This is a genomic window from Sphingopyxis sp. USTB-05 (genome assembly GCF_023822045.1).
GTDB lineage: Bacteria > Pseudomonadota > Alphaproteobacteria > Sphingomonadales > Sphingomonadaceae > Sphingopyxis.
In genome coordinates this window covers 2,297,744-2,313,285 of the sequence record NZ_CP084712.1, presented here as the reverse complement: position 1 = coordinate 2,313,285, position 15,542 = coordinate 2,297,744, and the positions used below count along the sequence as shown (strand labels likewise).

General features: G+C 64.6%; 8 protein-coding genes and 1 pseudogene. 4 read left to right on the top strand and 5 right to left on the bottom strand.

Going from position 1 to position 15,542, the window contains the following annotated elements; genetic code table 11:
- Positions 1–130 precede the first annotated feature (130 nt).
- Entirely contained in the window at positions 131–1,525 is a 1,395-nt protein-coding gene (locus KEC45_RS10540; protein ID WP_062179620.1) for an HlyD family type I secretion periplasmic adaptor subunit, read from the bottom strand.
- A complete protein-coding gene (locus KEC45_RS10535; protein ID WP_202966809.1) occupies positions 1,522–3,597 on the bottom strand; it encodes a type I secretion system permease/ATPase in 2,076 nt (691 codons plus the stop codon). Before KEC45_RS10535 ends, KEC45_RS10540 begins: the two co-directional genes overlap by 4 nt.
- 326 nt (positions 3,598–3,923) lie before the next feature.
- Here KEC45_RS10535 and KEC45_RS10530 point away from each other — a divergent pair, with 326 nt between their 5' ends.
- Positions 3,924–8,735, top strand: coding sequence for a hypothetical protein (locus KEC45_RS10530; RefSeq protein WP_062179623.1), 4,812 nt, complete (start codon positions 3,924–3,926; stop codon positions 8,733–8,735).
- Between the two features lie 8 nt (positions 8,736–8,743).
- On the opposite strand, the gene KEC45_RS10525 is transcribed toward KEC45_RS10530, so the two are convergent.
- From KEC45_RS10525 to KEC45_RS10515, 3 genes and pseudogenes are all read right to left on the bottom strand, one after another.
- A complete protein-coding gene (locus KEC45_RS10525; protein WP_062179626.1) occupies positions 8,744–10,927 on the bottom strand; it encodes a M10 family metallopeptidase C-terminal domain-containing protein in 2,184 nt (727 codons plus the stop codon).
- 398 nt (positions 10,928–11,325) lie between these two features.
- A complete protein-coding gene (locus tag KEC45_RS10520) occupies positions 11,326–11,868 on the bottom strand; it encodes a hypothetical protein (protein WP_238586734.1) in 543 nt (180 codons plus the stop codon).
- A 78-nt stretch (positions 11,869–11,946) separates the two neighbouring features.
- Positions 11,947–12,057, bottom strand: a pseudogene (locus KEC45_RS10515) (helix-turn-helix domain-containing protein); the annotation flags it as partial.
- 104 nt (positions 12,058–12,161) lie between these two features.
- On the opposite strand from KEC45_RS10515, the gene KEC45_RS10510 reads away from it, so the two are divergent.
- Genes KEC45_RS10510 through KEC45_RS10500 form a run of 3 tightly spaced genes read left to right on the top strand, consistent with a single transcriptional unit; the run spans position 12,162 to position 15,510 of the window.
- Entirely contained in the window at positions 12,162–13,079 is a 918-nt protein-coding gene (locus KEC45_RS10510) for an SDR family NAD(P)-dependent oxidoreductase (protein WP_062179634.1), read from the top strand.
- Between the two features lie 10 nt (positions 13,080–13,089).
- Positions 13,090–14,259, top strand: a complete 1,170-nt coding sequence (locus KEC45_RS10505) for an acyl-CoA dehydrogenase family protein (RefSeq protein ID WP_062179637.1) — start codon at positions 13,090–13,092, stop codon at positions 14,257–14,259.
- A 36-nt stretch (positions 14,260–14,295) separates the two neighbouring features.
- A complete protein-coding gene (locus KEC45_RS10500) occupies positions 14,296–15,510 on the top strand; it encodes an acetyl-CoA C-acetyltransferase (RefSeq protein ID WP_062179639.1) in 1,215 nt (404 codons plus the stop codon).
- Positions 15,511–15,542 lie beyond the last annotated feature (32 nt).

Genomic DNA, 15,542 nt, shown 5'->3' with positions numbered 1-15,542 from the left:
AATGGCAAGTTCCGAAGCGTTGGCCGACCGACGTCGCGAGTATTCCCTCGGCAACGTACATATGCCCACGGGCGAGCGTTGATTTATCTGTCAGGCTTGCGGCTCCAAATCCTGAAAGCGGTGCCGGTTGCTAGCGCTCGCGCCCCGCCGTTGCGCGAATCTCGTCGATCGGGCTCACCAGATAGGAGGCGAGCGAACGGCGGCCGGTGCGTATGTCGGCGGTGACGGCCATGCCGGGGGTAAAGGGGATCGTCGCGCCGTCACGCCGGATCGTCGCATGGTCCAGCGTGATCCGCGCGGTATAGATAAGACCGCGCTTTTCATCCTGTACCGCGTCCGAGCTGATATGTTCGAGCCGGCCCGGCACAGCGCCGTAACGCGTGAAGGGAAAGGCTTCGACCTTGAGCGCGACGGGTTGGCCAGCGCGGACGAAGCCGACATCCTTGTTGGCGATGGTCACTTCTGCGACCAGCTTCCCACGTGTCGGCACGATGACCATGATCGGCTTGGCTGCCTCGACCACACCGCCGACGGTGTGGACGGCCAGTTGGGTGACCGTGCCGTCGACCGGACTGACGAGGCGCTGAAGGCTGCTGCGTTTCGCGGCCTTGGTCAGTTCTTCCTTGCGCAGCCGAGCGTCGCTCTCGGCTTTGGCGAGGTCGGCGAGGATGCGGGCGCGGGCCTCGGCGGTGGACTGGCGCGAATTGCCGCCGGCGACTGCGATCTGCGCCTCCGCCTTACGCGCGGTGGCAAGGGCGGCATCGCGGTCGCGCGCGGCGACGAGCCGTTGGCGGCGCATTTCGATCACACGCAGCTTCGACACATAGCCTTTTTCAAGCAATTTCTCGTTGGCAGCGATCTGCTCGTCGAGCAGCGGGAGGGTCTCGGCGAGCTTGGCTGCTTGGATCTGTGCCTCGGCCCGCGACGCGCGCGCGGATTCGGTGTCGGCGGCGCGCGTCTGGCTACCCGCCCGGATCTCCGCGAGTTGGGCGCGGGCGAGCGCGATTTGGGTGTCGGCCACGTTGGCGGTGGTTCCGGCGGGCGGCGTGAAGCGGAGCCCCTGACCGTCCAGCGAGGACAATATGGCGCGCAGCCGCGCGGCGTCGAGCATCGCGGCCTCCAACGCCTTGCTCGCCTGTGCCGTATCGGCGTCCGAGACGGTGGGATCCAGCTCGACGAGCGGCTGGCCGGCGCGGACGCGCTGGCCGTCACGGACCAGGATGGCGTGCACGATCCCCGCCGCGCCGGGCTGGATCAACTTGACGTCGTCGGCGGGGACGAGCTTGCCCGGCGCCGACGCGACGACATCGACCCGGCCAAGAACCAGCCACAGCACGGTAACGGTGAGCAGGCCGAGCAATAGCCAGGCTGTGACCCGCGCGGTCGGCGACACGGGGCGCTCGATCACTTCGAGCGCGGCGGGAAGGAAGTCGGCCTCCTCGGTGCGCAGTACCCCGCGCGATCGCGCACGTTCATTGTCGAGCGCGTCGCGCACGGAGGTCCAGTGACGCGTTAGTGCGTTCATGCCGCAGCTCCGGCTTGCACGCCGATCTGGCGGTGATGGAGCGCGGAATAGCGGCCGCCGAGGCGGAGCAACTCGTCGTGGGTGCCGCTTTCGACGATGCGCCCCTTGTCGAGCGTAAGGATGCTGTCGCACTGGCGGATCGCAGAGAGGCGGTGTGCGATGATCAGCACTGTGCGGCCGGCGGCGATCGCCTTGAGGTTGCGCTGCACGACCTCCTCGCTCTCGGCATCGAGCGCCGAGGTCGCTTCGTCGAGAATAAGGATGCGAGGATTAGTGATCAGCGCACGGGCAATGGCGAGGCGCTGACGCTGACCGCCCGAGAAGTTGACACCGCGCTCCTCCACGATCGTGTCGTAACCGCGAGGCAACTCGAGAATGAAATCGTGTGCGCCGGCGAGGCGGGCTGCGGTCATAACGCGCTCGATCGGCGTAACGGGGTCGGCGAGCGCGATATTCTCGCGGATCGAACGATTGAAAAGGATATTCTCTTGCAACACCACCCCGATCTGGCGGCGTAGCCAGGCGGGGTCGATCTGGGCAATGTCGACGCCATCGATCAGCACGCGGCCGCTTGCGGGCAGATAGAGGCGCTGGAGCAATTTGGTGAGCGTCGATTTGCCCGAGCCCGAAGCCCCGGCGATACCGAGTGTGGCGCCGGAGGGCAGGTCGAGATCGATGCCGTCGAGTGTCCAGGGACCCTCGGCGGCATAACGGAAGCGGACATTCTCGAACCGGACATGACCGGCGAGCGTGGGCAAGGTGGTACGCGATCCGGCGCCGGGCTCCGTCCCGGCGTTCAGGATGTCGCCCATCCGCTGGACCGAGAGGCGCACCTGCTGAAAGTCCTGCCAGAGCTGCGCCATGCGGATTACGGGCCCCGACACGCGCTGGGCGAACATGTTGAACGCGACCAGTCCGCCGATGGTCAGCGCGCCGGCGATGACCTGTTGCGCGCCAAAGAACAGGATAGCGGCGAGGCTGAGCTTCGAGATGAGCTGGACCGTCTGGCTGCCCGAGTTGCCAAGGTTGATCACGCGCTGGTTGGCGGCGCTGTAAGCGGCAAGCTGGCGCTCCCAGCGGTCCTGCCATTGCGGCTCGACCGCGGCGGCCTTTAGCGTCTGTATGCCCGAGACGCTCTCGACGAGCAGCGCGTTGTTTGCGGCGCCGCGTGCGAACTTTTCGTCGAGCCGGCGCCGCAAGGGGCCCGTGACGACGAGCGAGACGATCACATAGGCGGGGAGGGTAAGCGCGACGATGACGAAGAGGAGCGGCGAGTAGAGCCACATCGCGACCATGAAGACGATCGTGAACAGCGGGTCGATCAGGACGGAGAGCGAGGCATTCGTCATGAATTCACGCACCGTCTCCAACTCGCGGACGCGCGTGACGGTATCGCCGACGCGGCGATTTTCGAACCAGCCAAGCGGCAGGCGGAGCAGGTGGCGGAAGAGGCGGCTGCCAAGCTCGACATCCAGTTTCTGGCTCGTTTCCGAATAGAGCCGGGTACGCAGCCAGCCGAAGGCGACTTCCCAGAGTGAGACGACCACCAGCCCTATGGCAAGCACCTGCAGGGTTGCGAGGCTGTTGTGTGCCAGCACCTTGTCGACGACATTCTGGAAAAAGAGCGGCGCGGCGAGGCCGAGCAGATTGAGCGCGAGCGTGATCAGCAGCACCTCGCCGATCAACTTTCGGTATTTGACGATCTGGGGGACAAACCAGGTCATGTCGAAGGCGGGTGCTGCGACCTGCGCGGCGTCGCGGGTGGCGACGAGGAGCAACTCGCCCGACCAGCGGGCCTCGAGGTCTGCGCGGTGCCAGCGCTCGATTTCGGCGCCGGGGCGCTGAATCGCGACGGCATCCTCGCCCACGCGGCCGATCACGAACCAGCCCCCGGCGCCGTTGGCCAGTACGGGCATGGGAAGGCGTCTCAACCGATCGAAATCGCCGCTCGTGACGCGCGCGCGAACGCCCTCGATGCGCTTTGCGAGACGCACCAGATCGGATGCGGCGACCGGTGCGGAATGGCCAAGGCTGTGACGCAACTCGGCCGGGTCCGCGACGATGCGGTGCATGGCGAGGATCTGGGCGAAGGCCGCGAGCCCGGTGTCCACGGGCGGCTCCGATGTCCCGGGGGACAGGTCCTGCTGCACGGGTGGGTCTCCGATCGGATTATTGAAGCGTTGACAATCTGCGGGGTGCGGCACCGTGACTCGTCCGGCACGAACCTAGGTAGCGGCCAAAGTCTGGAGAGCGAAGGCACTGCGGCTCCGGTCGTCGGAGCAAAGGGGCAGCTCGGCTTTCGCAAGTGCAGCATATGGTTGACCCGGGTGCCGGCGCGGGCTGTCTGGGCGCCATCAAGTGGGGGGTATGTTTTCAGGCTTATGACGGGAGCCCTGCCATGCCCACCCTCTACATCTCGCCGACCGGCAGCGGTTCGGGCGATGGCTCGAGCGCTGCGAACGCTGCGACGCTGAAAGATTTGCCGCAGCTCATCGCTGCGGCGGGGCCGGGCGGGCAGGTGCTTCTGCTCGCCGATCAGGGTGACTATGTCGCGCCGACCGGGGCGCTCGCGATCGTCGGGGGAGGGACGGCGAGCGCGCCGGTAACGATCCGCGGCGTGGACGGCGCGGGCAATGCGATGGCGGCAACGATCGCCGGCACGCGGATTGAACCATTCGATCCGGCCAATCCCTCGGGAGAGGAAGTCTTCCGGCTGTTGAGCGGCGCCGACAATCTCCGCTTCAGCGACATTGCCTTCGAGAATGTCGGCACGGCCTTTCGCGTCGGGGCAGACGTGCGCAACCTGACGATCGAGCATGTCGACGCGGCGAACGTCTCGCGCTTCTTCGACAATATGGTCTCGGGGGCGAATGCCAGCGCGACAATCTCTGGATTGACGATCCGCGACGTCGCCGTGGACGGATATTCTAAAGGCGCGATCCGTATCCAGTACGACACCAATAACGTGCTGATAGAGGATGTTCGCGGCGACAGTCAGTTTCAGGACGGCGACAATTTCGCCATCGGCGTTCACATTACCGGCACCGCGCACGATGTGACGATCGATCGCGTCGCCATGCGCAACACGCTCGACACGGTGAATGATTATCGCAACGGCGACGGATTTGCGACCGAACGCGGCACCTATGATATCACGCTTCGCAACGTGATTGCCACGGGCAACAGCGATGGCGGGCTCGACCTCAAGAGCGACAACATCGTGGTCGACGGCGCGATCGTCTCGGGCAATGGCCGCAACATCCGGCTGTGGGGCACGGGCGGGCAGCTCAGCAATGTCGTCAGCCTTGACGCCGGTGCGCCGATGGCGGGCGGCAATCGCGAGCATATCTGGCTGGCCCAAGGCGCAAGCGCGACGATCGACGGGGCCTTCTTCTCCGATCCAGGCTCGCCGACCTTGTTCAACCTCGCCGAAAGGAATGGCGCGTTGACCGTGCGCGATTTTGGCCTTGCTACCGGCGCGGGCACGATGACTTGGAAAAAGGGCACGGGGTCGGTGCTGACGCTCGAGGGGCAACGCGCTTTGGCCGCGGCGGGCACCGCGGGGGACGATCTGATCGGCGGTACCGCGGGCATCGATTTGCTGGTCGGCGGCGCGGGCGAGGATATGCTGGTCGGCAATGCTGGCGACGATGTTCTGAGCGGCGGTGCGGGCGCGGACATATTGGTCGGAGGCGGCGGACGCGATCTGCTAAGCTATGCGGGCAGCGATGCTGCGGTGCAGGTCGACTTGATGCGGCTCACCGCCAGCGGCGGCGATGCCGCGGGCGACCTGTTCGATGGGTTCGAGGATGTCGAGGGCTCGGCCTTTGCCGATGTGCTGGCAGGCGACGCCGGCGCGAACCGGTTGTTCGGCGGTGCGGGCGATGACGCGCTTTCGGGCGGTGCAGGCGATGATATGCTCGATGGGGGAGTGGGCGCAGACCTGCTTGACGGCGGGGCCGGGGTCGATCGGGTCGATTATGGCAGCAGCGGTGCGGGCGTCGTGGTCGATTTGGCAGATGGCGCGGCGAGCGGCGGCGACGCGGCGGGCGACCGGCTGATCGATATCGAAGGGGTCGAAGGCTCGACCTTTGCCGACACGCTTTCGGGCACCGAAGGAGCGGACTGGTTCGGCGGCGGGGCGGGCGATGACCGGATCGACGGACGGGGCGGGGATGATTTGCTGGTTGGCGGTACGGGTGCCGACACGCTGATCGGCGGTACGGGGTTCGACTGCGCGGACTATTCGGCTAGCGGTAGCGCCGTGACGATCGATCTTGCGACCGGCACTGGCAGTGGTGGAGACGCACAGGGCGACCGGCTTGAGGGGATCGAGCGGCTGATCGGCTCTGCGTTCGGCGATGGACTGACCGGCGACGCGTTCGACAACATGCTGGCCGGCGGCGCGGGCGCGGACCGGCTGACCGGCGGGGCCGGGATCGATACCGCAGACTATTCGGCGAGCGGCGCCGCGGTAAACGCGGTGCTGGGCGGGACTGGCAGCAGCGGAGATGCCGAGGGCGACGTGCTGGCGGATATCGAGAATCTGATCGGTAGCCGATTTGGCGATGTGCTGGTTGGCGATGGGGCCGTCAATGTCCTATCAGGCGCCGCCGGCGACGACCGACTGGTCCTCAACGGCGGGGCGGACCGGCTCGACGGCGGCGTGGGTGTCGATGTCGCCGACTTTTCAACAAGCGTGAGCGCGGTGGCCGCGGATCTCGCGAAAGGCACGGCCTCTGGCGGGGTGAGCCTGGTTGCGATCGAGGGACTGATCGGCTCTGCGTTCGACGACGTGCTGAACGGCGACGCCGGTCGCAATTTGCTGGTCGGCGGCGCGGGCGCGGACGTGATTGACGGGCGCGATGGCCTCGATACGGCGGACTATTCGGGATCGACAGCGGCAGTAGAGGTCGACTTGGCCCTGTCGGTGCAGGGCGGCACCGGCGACGCCGTGGGTGACCGGCTGTTGAGCATCGAGGCGCTGGTAGGCTCGGCCTTCGACGATGTGTTGGCCGGTGTAAGCGCCGACGAGGCGCTGTACGGCGGCACGGGCGCCGACCGGCTCGAAGGACGCGGCGGCGACGATCTGCTTCAGGGCGGCGCGGGCGCCGATATCCTGATCGGCGGGGACGGCATCGATACGGTCGACTACAGCGCCAATGCGGGTGCCGTCTCGATCGACCTCCAGACCGGCGCCAGTAGCGGCGCCGATGCCGAGGGCGACCGGTTCGATGGCGTTGAGCGTTTCATTGGCACCAACTTTGCGGACACGCTGGTCGGCGATGGCGGCGATCAGATCCTCGTGGGCGGGGCCGGCAGCGACCGGATCGACGGGGCGGGTGGGTTCGACATCGCAGTCTATTCCAACAGCGCCCTCGGGGTGAAGGTCAACCTCGCCACCGGCGCCATGTCCGGCGGCGACGCGCAGGGCGACAGCCTGTCGGGGATCGAAGGCGTAGTGGGCAGCGCTTTCGCCGACGCTCTGACCGGCGACGTGAACGCCAATCGGCTCGAAGGCGGTGCGGGCAACGATATACTCGATGGCGGCGCGGGGGCGGATGCGATGATCGGCGGCGAGGGCGACGATTCTTATGTGATCGACAATGAAGGCGATCAGGTCACGGAGTTGGTCGGCGGCGGGGTCGATATCGTGCGGACCAGCCTGTCCTCGCTGACGCTCGCCGATGGCGTCGAAGATTTGAGTTATACCGGCAGCGGTGGTTTTATCGGCACCGGCAATGCGCTCGACAACAGCCTTTACGGCAAGGCGCTGAACGACGCGCTTTACGGGCTCGAAGGCGACGACAAGCTGGTGGGCGGCGCGGGCGCCGACCTGCTCGACGGCGGCGCGGGGCGCGACCAGGTCGACTACACCAAGTCGGCCGCCATTATCGTGAACCTTGTCACCAACGTGAATCGCGGCGGCGAGGCCGAGGGCGACCGGCTGGTCGACATTGAAACGGTGATCGGCTCCAACTATGCCGACAGCATCACAGGCAGCGACGATCTGCTGGTTGGCGACATCCTTTATGGACGGGGCGGCGACGATCTCCTGTTCGGCGGCGTCGGTGACGACCAACTCGACGGGGGTAGTGGCAACGACGTGATGCGCGGCGGCACGGGCAACGACCTGTATGTGGTCTATGAGGCCGGGGATCAGGTGATTGAAGGGGCGGGGGAGGGGCGCGACCGCATCCGCACTGCCGCGACCAGCTACACGCTCGGAGCGAATATCGAGGAACTTGTTTATACCGGGACGATCGGCGCAACGATGACGGGCAATGCACTCGACAATTTCGTCGTCGGAAGCGGGGGTGAGGACAGGTTAACCGGCGGCGACGGCGCGGACGTGCTGCGCGGCGGCGCGGGCGGCGATGTCCTGGACGGTGGTACGGGATCGGACACGGCCGAATATGCTGGCTCGCTTGGCGGCGTGCTGGTCAACCTTCGCGCCCAGACCGCGACCGGCGGGGATGCCATGGGCGACCGGCTGATCAGCATCGAGAATGCACAGGGCTCGGCCTTCGCCGATGTGCTGCTCGGCAGCGCGGTGGCAAATATACTCACAGGCGGTGAAGGCGACGATGCGCTCTCCGGAGACGACGGCAACGACACGTTGCGGGGTGGCACCGGCGCCGACCGGCTGGATGGCGGCAAGAATGAGGACATGCTTGCCGGCGAGGACGACGACGATACGCTTTACGGCGGTCAGCAGACCGACCGGCTCTACGGCGGCGTAGGCAACGATCTTCTTGTTGGCGATAGCGAATGGGTATCGGCGCTCGCCGCCAGGGACACGCTCGACGGCGGCGATGGCGACGACATTCTGATCGGTGACGCAATGAGCATGACGGCGAGTGGGGTCGGCGGTGCCGACACTCTGGTCGGCGGGCTCGGCAATGATGTGCTCGTCGGCGATGCGATGAACATGGCGGCCGGGGCACGCGGTGGTGCGGACAAGCTGACCGGTGGTGGCGGGAACGATCGCTTCGTCTTCGCGCGTGGTTCGGGCGCCGACGAGATCACCGACTTCACCCGGGGCGGCGCCGAGGCCGACCGGATCGACCTCAGCGCCTTCGATATCGCATATGAGGCGCTGCGCTTTGCAACGAGCAGCGCGGGGGTGACGATCCAACTCGGCGGCACCGATACGATCTTCGTGCGCGGGGTGACCGCGCTCGATCAGGCGGATTTCATTTTCGGTTGAGCCTCCGGTCAGCCGAAAACAAAATCGTTGGACGAAAAGTTCTGCGCGCCGCGGACGAAGATGCTGTCCGCACCCATAGTGATACGGACTCCGTCGGTGCTCGTCATGAAGCCGAGTTGCTCAAACGCGATGTCGAAAGCGCTGAGATCGATATGGTCCATACCCGAGGCGAAATCGCTGATCTCGTCGGCACCCGAGCCGGGCGCAAAGACAAACCAGTCGGCGCCTGCGCCGCCCGCGAGCAGGTCGTTGCCGCCGCCGCCGATCAGATGATCGGGGCCGTCGCCGCCATAGAGCTTGTCTGCGCCGCCGATGACGGTCGCGGCGGAATCTCGGCCGTCGCCGTAGAGCCAGTCATTGCCTTCGCCGCCCTCCAGCGTGTCCGCCCCACCTCTGGCGCTGCCGATCATTATGTCGCCGTCGCCGATCAATATGTCGTTGCCCGCGCCGCCGGTCAGCCGGTCATTGCCTCCCCTGCCGGCGCCATAGATATTGGTCGCATCCCCGATCAGCAGGTCGGCATCGTCGCCGCCGTCGAGCCGGTCGTTGGCGCCCTGGCTGCTCAACCATTCCTGGTCACCGACGAGCCGGTCCGCGCCTGCGCCGCCCAAGAGCGTATCCGACTGCCAGCCGCCGAGAAGCACGTCGGCACCCGACTGGCCGGCGAGAATATCCTCGCCATTGCCGCCCACGAGAATGTCGTCGCCCGAATTGCCGGCAATATCGTCATTGCCGCCGAGCCCGCCCAACGTGTCGCTGCCTGCGCCGCCGATCACCACGTTGGCAAGCGCATTGCCATTGCCGGTAAAATCGGCAGCGCCGCGGCGGATCAACTGCTCGATGTTGCCTGCGAGCGTATAGCTGCCCAGCGTCGTCTCGACCCGGTCGAACCCGGCGTCGGCCGCCTCGGTGATCCGGTCCCCGATATCGTCGATGAGGAATATATCATTGCCTGACGTGCCACTCAGCGCGTCCGTTGTGACAGTGGTGGGGAGGGGAAGCAGCGAGATATAGCCGGTTGCGCCGGGCGAGGCTTCGCCCTGATTGACGGTCAGCGTTTCGCGGATCGTCTCGATTCCAACCAGGCCAGGGAGCGAGTCGCGAGTGACGAGCGTCGAGAGTTCGGACCGGATGATAGCCACGCCTTGCAAGTTAAGATGACCCTGCGAGGAAATGACCTTGGTGCCCGACCCGGCATCGTCGAAGCGCCCGCCGATTACGGTGACATCCGCCTCATCGTCGAGCCAGAGCTGGTTCTGTTCGGAGATGCCGCCGCGGAGCAGCGGGTTCAGACCCACGGAGTCGATCAGCGTCGCCTCGCCCCACAGTCGGTAGTTGCGGCCATTCTCCTCGCTGAGCGCGCGGACGACCAAGGTGCCGCTCGACTTGAGGTCGTAGCCGCCGTCGCTGTTACCGCGCGCGACCGTGTCGATGAAGCGTATGTCATATACGCCGCGCTCGCTCGAGAAGCCGTCGCCGTTGAAATAGGCGCCGGCGGTGCTCTGGATATTTTCCATCACCACCCGGTTGAGCGTGACATTGTGGACGGTGCCGTCGAGATGGACGCCGGCGGGCAGGTCGTCGCCCGTTTGCCCGGCCATGTTCGCCGTGACATTGTCGATCACCACATTGTTGGTATCGTATTGCAGGCGGAACGCCGTCCTTGAGAAACCCTGCACGTCGACATCGCGGATCGTCAGCCCGCTGATCGTCGCGGTGCCGGAGGGTGCGCTGGCGTAATCCTCAAAGAAGCGGCGGACATTGTTCGCGTCGATATTTTCAATATGGAGACTGCTGATGTCGGCGGTAACGCGGAAGGCGGTTCCGACATTGTCGATCCTGAGGTCGCGGAATTCCAGATTGTCCGCGCCCGTGCCGAGTTTGAACAGCTCGTTGCCGGAGGCGTCGCCCGCTTGCCAGTCGGCTGGTCGCGAGCCAGTGAAATATGCGGCCATCGAATTGCCGGCAGAATCGATGCCGCGCACTACAACCGGCTGTCCCTCGGCACCCCCACGGGTGACACCAATGATGCCCGTGACCTTGTAGTCGCCCTGATCGGCGAGAAGCAGTACCTCGCCCCCTGGGCCTGCCTTTCCGATCAGTGTGTTGAGCGAGCCTATTGACGCGGCGTTGTTGATATCGCTGCCACTTTTGTCCCCGGATCCGGCAGGCGAGATGTACAGGCTTGGCATGACGAACGACCCCTTGCTGTTTTTTGCCGAGGTTAACCCCGACCAACTCGCCATGCTGCTCCGCAGCATGGTTAAGCCAGCGTTATCCTGATCATCGGTGACGTTATCGCGATGGATCGTAGCGTATTTCTCAATAGATTGCGGGGCTTGCTCTGTTCGCGAGATTCCTTGAGCGGACGACTCACGCGGGCTCGGGGACCGCGAAGCGCAGCCCGCGCATCATCGCCGCGGGAACGACGCTGCCATGGTCCTCATCCGCGAATATGACATGTTCGACCTCGATTAGGCCGGCGTCCGCCAGTGCAATGAAAATTGTTCAGCGGCCACTTAGCTGCGATTATCTGTCTCGCGCTGACGCGCTTCAAGTTTAGGCGTCAACTTTCGGCTAGCCAATTTGATTATGAAACCAGCTCATTACGCAGTCCGGTGAGCGCCGAGCAGAAGATTGCGAGTTCTTCGTCGGTCCGCGATCCGGCGACGCATGACGCGGTAAGGCAGAAACCCGGTGGGACCTCGGTAATCGCGGCGGCAGCCGTATAAACCCCTCGATGCGCATAGCCGCGATCGAGCCCAAATCCCTTCGCTGCAGCCTCTTCGACTTGGCGGGTGTAGGTGTCCAACGATAGCGCGGACTGCCAGCGAACCGATGCAAAGCGTCGCTCCAATTCGGCTTTGTCGACCGCCTGAGCTGCTGCGATCGCGCGCCCGGCAGCACCTGCACCCAGCGGTTGGCGTTGGTTATCGGCAAGTGCGAGCCGCATTCCCGCATCGCTTTGCGCGTGGGCGACGAGTTGCATTCGGTCACGCGAGACAATGCGCCACAGCCCGACGGCCATTTCGAAAGACTGCGCGAAATGCGCCATGCCGGGTCGTGCGCGATCGATCAACCGCATCGCGCGGCTGTCCGAAAAAATCCCAGTGGCGAGCCAGGCGGAGGTCAAGCGATAGCGCTTCTTAAGCTCTTCGCGCTCAATCGCACCTTCCGCGGAAAGGGTTTTCAGCAAGTTCAGACAGCTCGATGGGCTGAGCCCGACGGTTCGAGCAATCTCGGACAACGGGAGCGCCTTTGAATCAGCGAGCAGGCGAAGGATCGCAAAGGCTTGCGCAACAGAACGCACCGGACCGGTCATTCACAGTCAATAATTTCATATATATGAAAAAACAATTCCTGATGTTGAAATTCGAAATATAACGCGTAACGCAATTCGGACGGGAATCGGTCGGGAGAACAGCCATGAACGGATGTCTGGACGGAAAGGTCGTTGCGATTACGGGCGCGGGGCGCGGCATCGGCCGCGAACTCGCGCTGCATTGTGCAGCGCAGGGCGCGGCGGTCATCGTCAACGACCCAGGCGTCGCGCAAGCGGGCGACGGTGGCGACGCCGCTCCGGCCGAGGCCACCGCAAACGACATCATCGCCGCGGGCGGCAAGGCGGCCGCAAATTTCGGCAACGTTGCCGACCCCAAGGAAGCTGCCGGTATCGTCGAGGATGCGGTCGCAAAGTTCGGCCGCATCGACGCCGTTGTGAACAACGCCGGCATCCTTCGCGATACCATCTGGCACAAGATGAGCTACGAGGACTGGAAGAGTGTCATCGAGGTCAACCTGACCGGCGTCTTCAACGTATCCAAGGCTGCAACACCGTATTTTCGGGAACAGCAGTCGGGCAGCTTCATCCACTTCACCTCGACCAGCGGGCTGATCGGCAACATAGGTCAGGCTAATTATTCGGCGGCAAAATTGGGCGTCGTCGCGCTGTCCCAGTCGATCGCTCTCGATATGGCGCGTGTGGGGGTGCGTTCGAATTGCATTGCGCCCTTTGCATGGAGTCGCATGACATCTTCGATCCCCGCGACCACGCCAGCCGAGCAGGAGCGCGTCAAGCGCCTCCAGTCCATGTCGGCCGACAAGATCGCGCCGCTCGTCGCCTATCTGGCGTCAGACCTGTCGAAGGATGTCACGAACCAGATTTTCAGCGTACGCAAGAATGAGATATTGCTCTTCTCGAAACCGCGTCCCGTGCGTTCGATGGCGAAGCTCGAAGGCTGGACCGCCGAGGCGATCGCCGACGAGCTGATCCCGGCGTTCCGTCCCGACTTTGCGCGCGCTGATGAGGTCTCGGCGCACGTCTTTCCCTACGACCCGATTTGAGGAACAGGCCATGAGCAATCCCGGAATGGATGCGGACGTCTTTGAGCAGTTTATCGAGCAGCTCGAACGTTATGTGCGCGATCGCCTTCTACCCGCCGAAAAGGAGATCATCGAAAGCGACGCGATCCCGGACGATATTCTCGCCGAAATGCGCGATATGGGCCTGTTCGGCCTGACGATCCCCGAAGAATTCGGCGGCGCGGGGATGAACGTCAGCCAGTATATTAAGACGATCCACACCATCAGCTACGCGATGCCGGCGTTCCGCTCGATCATCTCGATCAACATCGGCATGTTTGCGTCGGCCCTGAAGAACGGCGGGACCGAGGCGCAGAAAGCCGAATGGCTGCCGCGGGTCGCATCGGGCGAGATCGCCTGTTTCGGCCTGACGGAGCCGGGATCGGGATCGGACTCGGCAGGACTTCAGACGACCGCGACGCAAACCGACAATGGCTGGGTACTCAACGGCACCAAACGCTACATCACCAACTCGCCCTTTGCGAAGGTTGGCCTGATCATGGCGCGGACGAGCAAGGAGAATTTGCCCAAAAACGCGCATGTCTCGGCTTTCGTCGTCCCCCTCGACGCGCCCGGCATCTCGATCGGCAAGTCGGACAAGAAGATGGGTCAGTCGGGCAGCCACATCGCCGACGTGATCATGGAGGACGTCCGTGTCGGCGGCGAGACATTGCTTGGCGGCGAACTTGGCAAGGGTTTCGCTTTTGCGATGATGAGCCTCGACAATGGCCGTATGTCGGTCGGCGCGGCGGCGACCGCCTACGCCCGCCGCGCGCTCGACAGCGCGATCCGCTACGCGACCGAGCGCAAGGCGTTCGGAGAACCAATCGCAAACTTCCAACTGATCCAGCAGATGCTCGCACAGAGCGAGATCGATATCTACGCCGCTGAGTGCATGATGGACGATGTTACGCGGCGTGCCGACGCGGGCGAGAATGTCCTCCGCAAGGCTGCGGCGTTCAAAGTCTTTGCCAGCGAAATGTGCGGCCGTGTCGTCGATGCCTGCGTACAGGTCTATGGCGGCGCCGGTTATCTGGCCGAATATGACGCCGAGCGTTTCTTCCGCGATGCGCGCATCTACCGCATCTACGAAGGCACAACGCAGATCCTTCAGCTCCAGATTGCGAAGCATATGCTACGCGAATTCGCCGCTACGAACTGATCATCTTCACCTTTTACCTGACCGGAGACCGAAGTCATGACCCTGCGCCGCGCCGCCATTGTCGCCCCCATCCGCACCGCCGTCGGCAAGTTCGGGGGAGCATTGTCGTCGATGACCGCAGGCGAGCTGGGTGCCGTGATTCTGAAGGCGTTGGTCGAGCGGACGAAGATCGATCCGACGCGCGTCGACGATGTCGTGTTTTCGCAAGGCTATGGCAATGGCGAGGCCCCGAGTATCGGCCATTGGTCGTGGCTCGCCGCGGGGCTACCGCTCGAAGTGCCGGGATATCAGCTCGACCGCCGTTGCGGGTCGGGGCTGCAGGCGGTGATCAACGCCGCGATGATGGTTCAGACGGGAATGTCCGATGTCGTCGTTGCGGGCGGCGTCGAATCGATGTCGAACGTCGAACATTACAGCACCGATATCCGCAAGGGGGTGCGCGCGGGCAATCTGACGCTCCATGACCGGCTGACGCGCGGGCGACTGATGTCGCAGCCGGTCGAACGCTTCGGCGTCATCACCGGCATGATCGAGACCGCCGAAAATCTGGCGAAGGATTATGATATCAGCCGTGAGGCATGTGACGCCTATGCCGTGCGTAGCCATCAGCGCGCCGCCGCGGCGTGGACGAACGGGCTATTCGACGATGAACTGGTGCCCGTAAGTGTGCCGCAGAAAAAGGGCGATCCGGTCGTCTTCGCGCATGATGAGGGTTACCGTGCCGACGCGACGCTGGAGACGCTGGGCAAGCTGCGGCCGCTCGAAGGCGGGGTCGTCACTGCGGGCAATGCGAGCCAGCAGAATGACGCTGCCGCCGCTTGTCTTGTTGTTGCCGAGGACAAGCTCGACGAACTCGGGCTCACGCCCATCGCCTGGTATCACAGCTCGGCGGCGGCGGGCTGCGACCCGAGCCGGATGGGCATCGGACCGGTGCCCGCGGTCGAGCGGTTGTTCGCGCGCAATGGTCTTGGCTGGGGCGACATCGACCTCGTCGAACTCAACGAAGCCTTTGCACCGCAGGTGCTTGCGGTGCTCAAGGGCTGGGGCTGGTCCGACGGCGATAGCCGGAATGAAATCCTCAACGTCAACGGGTCGGGCATCTCGCTCGGGCACCCGATCGGGGCGACCGGCGGGCGCATTCTTGCGAACCTGACCCGTGAGCTGGTGCGCCGCGACGGGCGGTATGGGCTGGAGACGATGTGCATCGGCGGCGGACAGGGCATCGCTGCGATCTTTGAGCGCGCCGCCTGACGCCTTTCGCGCCGGCCGTTCATCTCCCACAG

What these genes read in the sequence shown, in the direction of transcription:
- KEC45_RS10535 (WP_202966809.1), bottom strand. Translation starts at nt 3,597, where the DNA reads ATGCACCGCATCGTCGCGGACCCGGCCGAGTTGCGTCACAGCCTTGGC.
- KEC45_RS10540 (WP_062179620.1), bottom strand. Translation starts at nt 1,525, where the DNA reads ATGAACGCACTAACGCGTCACTGGACCTCCGTGCGCGACGCGCTCGAC.
- KEC45_RS10500 (WP_062179639.1), top strand. Translation starts at nt 14,296, where the DNA reads ATGACCCTGCGCCGCGCCGCCATTGTCGCCCCCATCCGCACCGCCGTC.
- KEC45_RS10510 (WP_062179634.1), top strand. Translation starts at nt 12,162, where the DNA reads ATGAACGGATGTCTGGACGGAAAGGTCGTTGCGATTACGGGCGCGGGG.
- KEC45_RS10505 (WP_062179637.1), top strand. Translation starts at nt 13,090, where the DNA reads ATGAGCAATCCCGGAATGGATGCGGACGTCTTTGAGCAGTTTATCGAG.
- KEC45_RS10530 (WP_062179623.1), top strand. Translation starts at nt 3,924, where the DNA reads ATGCCCACCCTCTACATCTCGCCGACCGGCAGCGGTTCGGGCGATGGC.
- KEC45_RS10525 (WP_062179626.1), bottom strand. Translation starts at nt 10,927, where the DNA reads ATGCCAAGCCTGTACATCTCGCCTGCCGGATCCGGGGACAAAAGTGGC.